The organism is Pyxidicoccus fallax (genome assembly GCF_012933655.1).
GTDB lineage: Bacteria > Myxococcota > Myxococcia > Myxococcales > Myxococcaceae > Myxococcus > Myxococcus fallax.
In genome coordinates this window covers 1-10,480 of sequence record NZ_JABBJJ010000407.1, presented here as the reverse complement: position 1 = coordinate 10,480, position 10,480 = coordinate 1, and the positions used below count along the sequence as shown (strand labels likewise).

Genomic DNA, 10,480 nt, shown 5'->3' with positions numbered 1-10,480 from the left:
AGGGCGGAAGCGGGTCGGGCGGGTTGGTTGGAGGGGCACGTGCTCCGCGTTTTTCACCACTATTTTTCTGCCAAGAAACTGACGTTCTTCCTCGCCGAGAGTTCGGCGATCGCGTTGGCCTGCGTGATGGGCGCGGCGGCCTGCGCGGCACTCTTCGCTCCCGCGGGGACCCAGCCCCCGCTTTCCGAGATGTGGCCCACCTTGCTGGGGTTGGGCGCGGCTTTCGTCGTCACGTTCCAGTTCACGCTGTACCTGCTGGACCTCTATGACCTCCGCATCGCGGCGGAGGACCGGGAGCGCGGCTACCGCTTCCTCAAGGCCGCCGGCGTCACGGCGATGGTGGCCGGCGGGGTGATGCTGGTGGTGCCGCTGGTGCTGCCGGTGGCGCTGCCTCCGGGCACGCTCCTGGGCGGGGCGATGGGCGCCCTGGCCGGCACGCTGATGGTGCGGGTGTCCATCCGCGCGCTGGTGGGTGCGCCGGACACCGTCCTGCTGGTGGGAGATGGCCTCAAGGCCCGCGCGGTGGCGAGCGCCATCGAGGCGGGCGGCGAGGGCAGCTACCGCGTGGTGGGCATGGTGGACCCGCGCAAGGCGAACGAGCCGCTGGAGCAGCTGGCGTCGCGGCTGAATGCCTCCTACGTGGTGCAGGCGGCCGACGACATGCGCGGCGCCAACTGGGTGGAGTCCCTGCTGAGCTGCAGGCTGCAGGGGCGGCGGGTGTACGAGGCGGCCGGCTTCTGCGAGCGGGTGCTGCGCAGGATTCCGGTGCAGTTCCTCCGCGCCAGCGACTTCGCCTTCGCGGATGAGTTGACGGTGTCGCCGCTGCGCCGGGCGCTCAAGCGCGCCTTCGACATCCTCGTGGCCTCGGTGCTGCTGATGCTGGCCGCGCCCTTCCTGCTGGTGGTCGCGGTGGCCATCAAGCTGGACTCGAGGGGGCCCATCTTCTACCGCCAGGAGCGCACGGGCCTGGCGGGCAGGAGCTTCCACCTGTGGAAGTTCCGCAGCATGCGCACCGACGCGGAGAAGAACGGCGCGGTGTGGGCCCGGGCGAACGATGACCGCGTCACGCGGGTGGGGCGCTTCATCCGCCGCACGCGCATCGACGAGATTCCCCAGGTCTTCAACGTGTTGATGGGGGAGATGAGCTTCGTGGGGCCGCGTCCGGAGCGCCCCGTCTTCGTCGAGCAGCTCAAGCAGCAGATTCCCTTCTACGGGCTGCGCGAGGCGGTGAAGCCGGGCCTGACGGGGTGGGCGCAGATCCGCTACCCCTATGGGGCCTCGGTGGAGGACGCGAGGAACAAGCTGGAGTTCGACCTGTACTACGTGAAGAACGGCTCGTTGTTCCTGGATGTGGGAATCATCTTCCACACCGTGAGGCATGTGCTTCTCGGTCGTGGGGCTCGGTAGAGGGATTGGAAGTGCCCATCGCCTTGGCCCCATTCTTGGATGGGGCCTTGGCGGTGGGCCCGCCACAGGGGTGGCGGGTTCGGGCGTCGTGGATGGGGGTAGGGTCATGGTGGGAATGGACATGGAATCGCCCCTCCCGGAGGGTTGGGAGGAGACGCGTCGCCGGCTGGAGCTGGAGCGCGAGCGCAACGAGCTGCTGCAGCCGCAGGTGGAGCGGCCCACGCGCATCGTCGCCATCGGGGGCGGCACGGGACTGCCCATGGTGCTCCGCGGCCTGTCCCGGCGTGCGATGCCGAAGCCCGGAGACCCGGGCGTGGACATCACCGCGGTGGTGGCCATGAGCGACGACGGGGGCAGCTCGGGCCGCCTGCGCCGCCTGCACGGGGCGCTGCCGCCAGGAGACATCCGCAACTGCCTGGTGGCGCTGGCGGGTGGGAAGAACGCGATGAAGGACGTCTTCCAGTTCCGCTTCGGCGGGGCGCGCGGCCTCGCCGGGCACGCGGTGGGCAACCTGCTCATCGCCGCGCTGGCGGAGCTGAAGGGAGACTTCCTCGAGGCGGTGCGCATGTCCGGCGAGCTGCTGGGCGCGCGCGGCCAGGTGCTGCCCTCCACGCTGTCGTCGGTGCAGCTCGTCGCGCAGATGCATGACGACACGGAGGTGGTTGGCGAGCGCAACATCTGCCGCGCCCACGGCCGGGTGCGCCGGGTGTCGCTCAGCCCGCGCTCGCCGCCGCCCACCGAGGGCCTGCTGGAGTCCATCTACACGGCGGACCTCATCGCGATTGGACCGGGCTCGCTCTACTCGAGCGTGCTGCCCAACCTGCTGGTGGACGGCGTGGCCCAGGCGCTGAAGGAGACGCGCGCGCTGAAGGTCATGGTGGCCAACCTGATGACGCAGCCGGGCGAGACGGACGGCATGACGTGCCTGGACCACGTGCAGGCGGTCATCGACCACGTGGGTCCGGTGCTGGACGCGGTGCTCGTCAACGGCACCCCGCCCACCGACGAGTCCATGAAGCGGTATGCGCGGCGCGGCTCCTATGTCGTACCGGTGAACCACCGGGATTTGATCGCCGCGGGCGTGGTGCCCGTGCAGGCGGACCTCCTCAAGGAGGGGTCCAGGATCCGACACGACAGCCGCAAGGTTGCCTCCTGCCTCCTGAAGATGGCCCGCAGCGGCTTGTAGCCGAGCAGTCCCATCACCACCTTTGGCGCCCTGATAATGGAAGCTAGACAACTCAACGCCCGGCCGTCGGTCGTGGAAGTCACTGACCGGGCGGCCTTCATGGCCCTGGAGTCCGAGTGGAATGCGCTCGTGGAGTCCACCTCCAACGAGCTGTTCTACCGGCACGAGTTCCTCCGCATCTGGTTCGACAACTTCGCCCCCGGTGCGCGCCTTCGGGTGCTGACGCTGCGGGACGGGGCGGGCCAGCTGACGGCGGCGCTGCCGCTGTGGGAGGAGCGCACGTCGATGTACGGCGTGCCGGCGCGGCAGCTGTCGGCCATGGCCAACGTGCACTCCTGCCGCTTCGACCTGCTGGCGCGCGAGCCGGACGCCGCGGCCCGGACCTTCCTCGGCCACCTGCGCGAGGCGGGCGGCTGGGATGTCCTGCGCCTGACGGACGTGCCGGAGGGCGGGGCCGCCTGGCGGCTGCACGCGGCGGCGCGCGAGGCGGGCCTGCCGGTGGGGGAGTGGGAGTCGCTCCAGTCGCCCTACATCCCGCTGCCCGCGAGCCGGGACGCGTACCTCGGCACGCTGCAGTCCAAGTTCAAGGCCAACTGCCGGCGGCGCCGGCGCAAGCTGGAGGAGAAGGGCCGCGTCACCTTCGAGCGGGTGGACGGGGGCCTGGGCCTGGAGGGGAAGCTGGAGGAAGGATTCCTCCTGGAGCAGAGCGGCTGGAAGGGCGAGCGCGGCACGGCCATGGCGCAGGACGCGCGCACGCGCGGCTTCTACACGGAGCTGGCGCGGGACGCGGCGTACCGCCAGCGGCTGGCGCTGTACTTCCTGCGGGTGGACGGCCGGCCGGTGGCCTTCCACTACGGCCTGGAATACGGCGGCCGGTACTTCCTCCTGAAGCCCGGCTACGACGAGGGCCTGCGTGAGTGCAGCCCGGGACAGCTCCTCATGGAAGAGGTGGTGGGGAGCTGCATCGACCGGAAGCTGAGCGAGTTCGACTTCCTGGGGCCGGACATGGTGTGGAAGCGCGACTGGACGGACAAGGTCCGGCGGCACACCTGGCTCTACGTGTTCAACGACTCCGCCTTCGGCCGGGCGCTGTGCGCGGCCAAGTTCCGGTGGGGACCCGCGATGAAAGAGGTGGTGGCGCGATGGAAGCGATGAAGTCCTCGGGGAAGCTGTTCGTCCCGTCCCTGCCCACGCTGTGGCCGCACATGCTGACGTCGCGGCCGAAGCCGGGGGCGCTGCCTCCGTTCTCCTCGCCCAACGTCCGCTACTTCTACTTCGCCCGCAACGCCATCTGGCTCACGGTGAAGATGCTGGGGCTGGACCAGGGCGAGGTGCTGATGCCGGCCTACCACCACGGCGTGGAGGTGGAGGCGCTGGTGGACGCGGGCGCCACGCCGCGCTTCTACCGGGTGGGCAGCCGCTGGGACGTGGACCTGGAGGACGTGGCCCGGCGCATCGGCCCGAAGACGAAGGCCCTGTACCTCACGCACTACGCGGGCTTCCCGGGCCCGGCCGCGGAGATGCGCAAGCTGGCGGACAAGCACGGCCTCATCCTCATCGAGGACTGCGCGCTGTCGCTGCTGTCGTCCGACGGCGCCGTCCCGCTGGGCACCACGGGGGACGTGGGCATCTTCTGCCTCTACAAGACGCTTCCGGTTCCCAATGGTGGCGCGCTGGTCGTCAACGGCCCGCGGCAGTACAGCCTGCCGGAGCCGCCGGCGCCGCCGTCCGCGTCCACCTTCAGCCACACGGTGTCCGCGCTCTTGCAGAACCTGGAGCTGCGGGGCGGGGCGTTTGGCCGGGGGCTGCGCAGCCTGGTGCGCGCGGTGGGGCACGGCACGGTGAAGGCCGCCAGCATCGAGCGCGTGGCCACGGGCACGCAGCACTTCGACCGCCGGCACGTGGACCTGGGCATGAGCCCGCTGACGAAGCGCATCGCCCTGGCTCAGGACCTGGAGTCCATTGTCGAGCAGCGCCGGCGCAACTACTTCTTCCTGCTGGGCCGGCTGCGCGACGTGTCGGCGCCGCTGTTCAACCAGCTTCCGCCGGGCGCCTGCCCGCTGTTCTACCCGCTGGTGGTGCAGGACAAGGCGGAGGTGCTGGCGAGGCTGCGGGCGCAGGGCATCGACGCCATCGACTTCTGGAAGCGCTTCCACCCGGCGTGCGACGCGGGGGCCTTCCCCGAGGTTGCGCAGCTGCGGCGCAGCATCGTGGAGATTCCGTGCCACCAGGACCTCTCGCCGGAGGTGATGGCGGACGTGGCGCAGGCGGTGCGCGACGCGCTGAAGTCGGACCGCAAGACGAAGAAGCGCGCGGGTTGAGCAGGTAACGGGCACAGGGGAGGGACGGGGCGTCCCTCCGGGAGGACGGGCGGTGATTCGCGAGGAAGAGCTGAGGCAGGGACCGCAGAGCGCGCAGTGGCTGGAGGTGGGGGCGGTGGGCAGTGCCTCCACGCTGGCGGGGATGCGCGCGGAGTGGGACGCGCTCTTGGACGCGAGCGAGGCAGGACCCTTCAACGCGTGGGAGTGGCTCTACCCCTGGTGCCGGCGCATCGCCACGGACCGGCGGCCGCTGGTGCTCACCGCGCGCGACAGGAGCGGCGCGCTGGTGGGGCTGATGCCGCTGTGCGTGGAGTACCGGAGCGTGGCGGGCGTGCCGGTGCGGCGGCTGAGCTTCCTCGGTGAGACGCACGTGGGCAGCGACTACCTGGACGTGGTGGCGAAGCGCGGCCAGGAGAAGGACGTGGCCCGCCACTTCGCGCGGATGCTGTACGCGCTGCGCGACGAGTGGGACGTGCTGGACCTCACGGACCTGCGCGAGGGCTCGCCCACGGTGGACGTGCTGCGCGAGGTGTTCCCCTCCGGCGATGTCCGGGTGGCGGAGCGCTACGTGTGCCCGTACGACACGCTGGACCCGAAGGAGCCCTTCGACGCGTTCCTCAAGCGCACGGGCCGGCGCGACAACTTCCTGCGGCGGCGCAAGTGGCTGGAGAAGCAGGAGGGCTACCGGATCGAGCGCACGGAGGCGCCGGGCGAGCTGGCCGCGCCGCTGACGGACTTCTTCCGGCTGCACTCGGCGCGCTGGGCGTCGGACGGCGGCTCGCAGGGCATCAAGGGCACGGGGGTGGAGGCGTTCCACCGCGATGCCACGCAGTTGCTCGCGGAGCGGGGCCGGCTGCGCATGTACATGATGAAGGTGGGCGGCCGGGCCGTGGCCTCGGTGTACGGCATCCTGCACCGGCGGAGCTTCATCTACTTCCAGTCCGGCTATGACCCGGAGTGGCGCAACCGCAGCGTGGGCCTGGTGCTGGTGGGGGAGACCTTCCGCGACGCGCTGGCGTCCGGCATGACGGAGTACGACTTCCTGCGGGGCACGGAGACGTACAAGTCCGACTGGGTGACGAAGCAGCGGCAGACGGTGTCCGTGCGCGTGCACGGTGAGTCGTGGGCCGGGCGCTGGTTCACCCGCTCCGAGGAGCTGGCGCGCGAGGTGCGCAACGGCGCAAAGGCGGTGATGCCGGACACGCTGGTGGAGAAGGTACGCCGCTTCCGCCGCCGCAGGGCCGCCGTGCACTGAACCGCGCCGCGCTGGGCTCAGGTCGTCCGGAGGATGACGACCCCGTCGCGCACCGCTTCGAACGAGAGCGACGGTCGCACCTGGGTCCGTTCATCGAAGCCCCATTCGCTGAGCAGCCACTGGAGGTCCTGGATGAGGGCCTCCGGTGTGAGGGGCGAGTCCGGGTCGACGCAGCGTGCGTCCGGCTTGAATCGGACGAGGGTGTGCCACGGCGGCGTGGAGGGACCCGTCTCCGCGGGGCGGGGCTCGCCCGCCTCGAAGCGCTGCCGGTACACCCCTTTGGGCTGATTCACCTCGAAGGTGAGCCATTCGCTCAAGAGATTGGCGACTGGCAGTCCAATCCCCCGCGAGATGGAATAGCCATGGCTCAGCTCCGTGAGCAGCAGCTCGACGTTCGAGCCTCCTCGCGAGGTGTGTCCCGTCTCCACGCTCCAGTCGTCGTCGCGCATCTGCACGACCCCGTCGGAGGTCCAGGAGACCTCCATGCGCGAGCACCGCGCCTCCTTCCCGAAGAAGGGCTCCAGCGCGGGTCGGGCGATGAGCATCGTCCGCCGTCTCTCCTCCCCGATGTACATCGCCGGGCGGCGACGGACGGCTTGCGCGGGGGTGAGCTTCTGGATGTGCTCCGCGGAGTATTCGAGAGGGGGCTCGTCGCGCTTCGTCCGCTTCGCCATGACCTGCCCCCTTCGTCACTTCACTGCATGCCACCGCCGCCGCTGACCTCCGCGCGGAGCTGGGCAATCGCGGCGCCGAGCTGCGGCGGCTGCATGTTGCGTGGCACCTCGACGGAGAAGCGCTCGAAGTGCTCCAGCGCCTTCGCCTTGTCGCCGCGCCGCAGCGCGAGGCTGCCCAGGAAGATGAGCGCCTCCTGCGCGTCCGGCCACGTGTCCACCAGCTCCGTCAGCTCCGCCTCCGCGCCCTCCATGTCGCCGCGCGCCGCGCGGAGCACGCCCCGGTGCACCCGCATCTCCACGTTGAACGGGTCCGCGGCCAGGCCCTTCGCCGTCACCTTCGCGGCCTCCTCGAACTCCTGGCGGCGGATGAGCTCGTGGCTCAGCAGCGCGGCGGAGTCCACGTCGCCGGGGTTCGCCTGAAGCCGCGCGCGGGCCTCCTCCATCTCCGCGCCCTCCTGCATGGCGCCCATGTTGCCCGCCTGCTGCTGCCCGGCGCCCGGCGGCGTGCGGCCCGTGGCCTCCTGGCCGTCGGCGCGCGGCTGCTGCTCGGAGACGAGCAGGTAGCCCAGCCCGCCGAAGAACAGCACGATGCCGGCGCCCCACAGCGCGCCCGACAGCTGCGGGTGGCGCGCCGCCCAGCCCGTGCCCACCGGGGCCTGCCGGGGCTTCGCGCGCGCGTCGTCGGACGCCTTGCGCTTGAGGTGCTCGTCCTTGGCGCGCAGGGCCGCCGCGGCCTCGCGCTCCAGGCGGCTCTTCTCCGCCGTGTACTGCTCGGCGCCCAGGTTGTGCTTCTCGGCCTCCAGCGCGCGGAGCTGCTCGATGAGCAACTGCGCGCGCTGGGTCAGGTCGTCCAGCACGCCGTCGCGCTGCGGCTCGTTCTTCGCGAGCGTGCCCCGGCTGCGCTGGTAGAGCAGCCAGGCGGCGGCCGCCACGAAGGCGACCGACAGCACGATGATTCCAGGGAGCCAGTTGGTCGTCTGAGGCTGCATGGCCATGGCTTAGCGCTCCAGCTCCCGGCGCACGGCCTGGAGGTACGGGTCTTCTGCGTCATCCGGCGAGGACGTGCCCGCCGGCGCGGCCGGGGCCGCGGTCTGCTGTGTCGTCGGCTGCGCCGGGGCGGGCCGATGTTGGAATTGTCGCCAGATGACGAAGCCGCCCAGGGCGACGAGCGCCACCGGGCCCAGCCACACGAGCCAGTTGAAGCCGTGGGCCTTGGGTTCCAGCAGCGCCCACTCGCCGTAGCGGGCGACGAAGTAGTCCAGGACCTGCTGGTCCGTCTTGCCCTCGGCGACGAGCTCGCGAACGGTGTCGAGCTGGGCCCGCGCCATGGAGGCGGGGCTGTCCGCGATGGAGACGCCCTGGCACACGGCGCAGCGCAGCTGCTTGCCGAGGGTCTGGACACGGGCTTCCAGCTCCGGCGCGAGCGGCTCGCTTCCGCCCTGCTGGGGCGCGTGCTGGCCGGTGAAGAGGCTGAGGGCGAGGGTCAGGGACAGGAGGGCAGCGGTCATCGGATTCCCCGGGGGCCTCCCTACGTAGCGCTACCGGGCCCGGTTTGGACAGCGAAACCTGAGTGGGGGGCGCCTGTCCATCCGCCCGCCCCGGGAGGGAGCCTCGACCCCGTCAGGGCCCGTCCATCCCACCCGTCCGGGAGCCGGCCGGCCAGGCGGGTGCCGGCTCCCGGTCCAGCCGTCAGGCGGGGAGCGGGGTGTGAGAGCATCACGGACGGGGTGCCCACCGGGTTCGAGCCGCCTCGACCACGCGGGAGGCGGGTCCTCTCGAGGAGCGCGCGATGGGCGTCATTCGTTGTCCCATCCATGGTCTCGTCGGAATCGCGTCGTGCTGCGGGCACCTGCAGGCCGCCGTGGAAGCGGAGCGGAACGAGCCCCTGCAGGTCTTCCTCGATAGCTGGCAGGCTCCCAACTTCGTCTGCGAGCCGTGTTACGAGCGAGCCAGCGCCATCCTCGACAAGAAGGAGCCGCTGAAGGACGGCTTCTTCCTCGACCTGATCTCGCCCCCCGAGGTCTATTGCTCCTGGTGCGTGGACGATTGGTGCGAGCGGACCGGGCAGGGCAGCCTGCTCGACCACATCAATCAGGCGCGGAGCAAGGTGGGGCTGCCTCCACGCTCCCGGACACCCCGAAGGTCCATGGACGACTGAGGTCACGATGTCGCTGCACTACGTCTATCGCGCGCTCGACACCACACGTCTGCAATTCGGCCGGCGGGATGGGTTGCTGGTGACGTCCTTCTCCTTCTCGGACCGTGAGCTCTCGCACCTGGTGCTCTTCGGGGAGCAGGACGGGAACAGCCAGAGCAGCTCCGACTGGGCCATCCGGGCCACGCTTCCCCTCATCCAGGCGGACTTCATGTCGCGCGTGCGGGCCCACATGCTCCAGTCCATGGAGAAGTGGCTCGACCCCCAGGGGCATGTCAGCCAGGTAGCGCCGGTCGAGGAGTGGTTGCAGGAGATGACCCTGAATGCCGAGGCGTCCCTGAGCCCGCTGCGGGAGCGCCTCGCCGCGAAGTCGAATCCGCGAGGCGGGCCTTCGTCGAAGGACCACTTTCCCGTGGGCTTCTGCATCGCGACGCTTGCCATTCTTCCCCAGCGATGCGTCCTCTTCACGCTCGGGGACTTCCGGGTGGCCACCCTCTCGCGTGAGGGGTTTCAGCAGCAGGCGGCGGACTTCGCGCTGCGGCTTCCCTCGACGGGGGCCGTGGTGACGCTGGCGATGTTTGGCCACGCTTGCTTCGAGAAGCCCCATATCCGCGAGCGGCGGCCGCTACGCACGTTTCCGTGGACCGCGCCCACGAAGCTCCTGCTCTATCCCGCCAGGATCGACGAGGCAGTCGACGAGCTCGCGCCGGAGCTCTCGGTGGAGCAGTCGTGTGAGAGCATCGCCGACCGGCTCCTCGTCCGGGCCGCATCGCTCTACCCGAACACGAGGCGGTACCTCCTCGTCATGGACCTCCAGGTGGGCCCGTACTTCGAACTCGACCATGCTTACTAACCTGCTTCAGGGAAGTCCGGTAAGGCCGCGAGGATTGCCTGCGGCTCCCTTCGCCATTCCAGCGCCGCCCCTTCTGTTTGCAGGGCGCATCTTCCGCGCCTCGGATTCGTTCGGGGCGGGAAGCTTCCTGTCCTCGGAGGCGCCCTCCCTCATCGTGAGCGTGGTGCCAGGTGCCTCATCGCAGCCTCCATGGCGGTCAAGGTGTCGTCCCGCGGCACCGCCTGACTCCCGAGCCCGCGCGCGTGTCAGCCCTCGCCTCGGCCCCAGGGATGGACCGCAGGACACGCCATCGGATGAGCTGCCAGAGGGCATTCCCTGGCGCGAGCCGCATCCTTGCTGGCATGTCAGCCCTCTCCGGAAGGAGGGTCGTCGTGGAGGAATGATTCCTCCGGCGAGGCGGCATCCGAGAGGCGGGTCGTCGTGGAGGAATGATTCCTCCGGCGAGGCGGCACTCCCGGCGGGCCGTCGTGGAGGAATGATTCCTCCAGCGAGGCGGCACTCCCGGCGGGCCGTCGTGGAGGAAGGATTCCTCCAGCAAGGGGGGGGCGCCCGAGGTGGGTCGTCGTGGAGGAAGGATTCCTCCAGCGAGGCCGCATCCGAGGCGGGTCGTCGTGGAGGAATGATTCCTC

At 70.4% G+C, this 10,480-nt stretch carries 10 protein-coding genes; 7 read left to right on the top strand and 3 right to left on the bottom strand.

The window, feature by feature from the left end; translation table 11 throughout:
- Positions 1-39 precede the first annotated feature (39 nt).
- The 5 genes from exoE to HG543_RS46750 all read left to right on the top strand — a co-directional run bounded on the left by exoE (position 40) and on the right by HG543_RS46750 (position 6,169).
- On the top strand, positions 40-1,407 hold the full coding sequence (gene exoE, locus HG543_RS46770; RefSeq protein WP_169351457.1) for a polyisoprenyl-phosphate hexose-1-phosphate transferase ExoE: 1,368 nt from the start codon (positions 40-42) through the stop codon (positions 1,405-1,407).
- A 106-nt stretch (positions 1,408-1,513) separates the two neighbouring features.
- Positions 1,514-2,593: a gluconeogenesis factor YvcK family protein gene (locus tag HG543_RS46765; protein WP_169351456.1), complete on the top strand. Its 1,080-nt coding sequence runs from the start codon at positions 1,514-1,516 to the stop codon at positions 2,591-2,593.
- A 36-nt stretch (positions 2,594-2,629) separates the two neighbouring features.
- The gene (locus HG543_RS46760) at positions 2,630-3,748 is read left to right on the top strand and encodes a GNAT family N-acetyltransferase (RefSeq protein WP_169351455.1); all 1,119 of its coding nucleotides are present in this window, start codon (positions 2,630-2,632) and stop codon (positions 3,746-3,748) included.
- The gene (locus HG543_RS46755; protein ID WP_169351459.1) at positions 3,745-4,914 is read left to right on the top strand and encodes a DegT/DnrJ/EryC1/StrS family aminotransferase; all 1,170 of its coding nucleotides are present in this window, start codon (positions 3,745-3,747) and stop codon (positions 4,912-4,914) included. Before HG543_RS46760 ends, HG543_RS46755 begins: the two co-directional genes overlap by 4 nt.
- Before the next feature lie 52 nt (positions 4,915-4,966).
- Positions 4,967-6,169: a GNAT family N-acetyltransferase gene (locus HG543_RS46750; protein WP_169351454.1), complete on the top strand. Its 1,203-nt coding sequence runs from the start codon at positions 4,967-4,969 to the stop codon at positions 6,167-6,169.
- Positions 6,170-6,186: 17 nt separating this feature from the next.
- Here HG543_RS46750 and HG543_RS46745 read toward each other — a convergent pair whose 3' ends face one another.
- The 3 genes from HG543_RS46745 to HG543_RS46735 are packed head-to-tail and all read right to left on the bottom strand — an operon-like array spanning position 6,187 to position 8,351.
- Positions 6,187-6,843 carry a hypothetical protein gene (locus HG543_RS46745; protein ID WP_169351453.1) on the bottom strand — a complete coding sequence of 219 codons (657 nt, stop codon included), beginning with the start codon at positions 6,841-6,843 and terminating at the stop codon, positions 6,187-6,189.
- 20 nt (positions 6,844-6,863) lie between these two features.
- Positions 6,864-7,832, bottom strand: a complete 969-nt coding sequence (locus HG543_RS46740) for a tetratricopeptide repeat protein (protein ID WP_169351458.1) — start codon at positions 7,830-7,832, stop codon at positions 6,864-6,866.
- Positions 7,833-7,841: 9 nt separating this feature from the next.
- Complete coding sequence (locus HG543_RS46735) at positions 7,842-8,351, bottom strand: cytochrome c-type biogenesis protein (protein ID WP_169351452.1); 510 nt, start codon at positions 8,349-8,351, stop codon at positions 7,842-7,844.
- A gap of 281 nt (positions 8,352-8,632) precedes the next feature.
- On the opposite strand from HG543_RS46735, the gene HG543_RS46730 reads away from it, so the two are divergent.
- Entirely contained in the window at positions 8,633-9,001 is a 369-nt protein-coding gene (locus tag HG543_RS46730; RefSeq protein ID WP_169351451.1) for a hypothetical protein, read from the top strand.
- 7 nt (positions 9,002-9,008) lie between these two features.
- The gene (locus tag HG543_RS46725; protein WP_169351450.1) at positions 9,009-9,851 is read left to right on the top strand and encodes a hypothetical protein; all 843 of its coding nucleotides are present in this window, start codon (positions 9,009-9,011) and stop codon (positions 9,849-9,851) included.
- The last annotated feature ends 629 nt before the right edge of the window (positions 9,852-10,480 follow it).

Bases quoted from the DNA above. Each gene is read 5' to 3' on its own strand.
- HG543_RS46740 (WP_169351458.1), bottom strand. From the start codon at position 7,832: ATGCAGCCTCAGACGACCAACTGGCTCCCTGGAATCATCGTGCTGTCG.
- HG543_RS46745 (WP_169351453.1), bottom strand. From the start codon at position 6,843: ATGGCGAAGCGGACGAAGCGCGACGAGCCCCCTCTCGAATACTCCGCG.
- HG543_RS46735 (WP_169351452.1), bottom strand. From the start codon at position 8,351: ATGACCGCTGCCCTCCTGTCCCTGACCCTCGCCCTCAGCCTCTTCACC.
- HG543_RS46760 (WP_169351455.1), top strand. From the start codon at position 2,630: ATGGAAGCTAGACAACTCAACGCCCGGCCGTCGGTCGTGGAAGTCACT.
- HG543_RS46755 (WP_169351459.1), top strand. From the start codon at position 3,745: ATGAAGTCCTCGGGGAAGCTGTTCGTCCCGTCCCTGCCCACGCTGTGG.
- HG543_RS46725 (WP_169351450.1), top strand. From the start codon at position 9,009: ATGTCGCTGCACTACGTCTATCGCGCGCTCGACACCACACGTCTGCAA.
- HG543_RS46730 (WP_169351451.1), top strand. From the start codon at position 8,633: ATGGGCGTCATTCGTTGTCCCATCCATGGTCTCGTCGGAATCGCGTCG.
- HG543_RS46765 (WP_169351456.1), top strand. From the start codon at position 1,514: ATGGTGGGAATGGACATGGAATCGCCCCTCCCGGAGGGTTGGGAGGAG.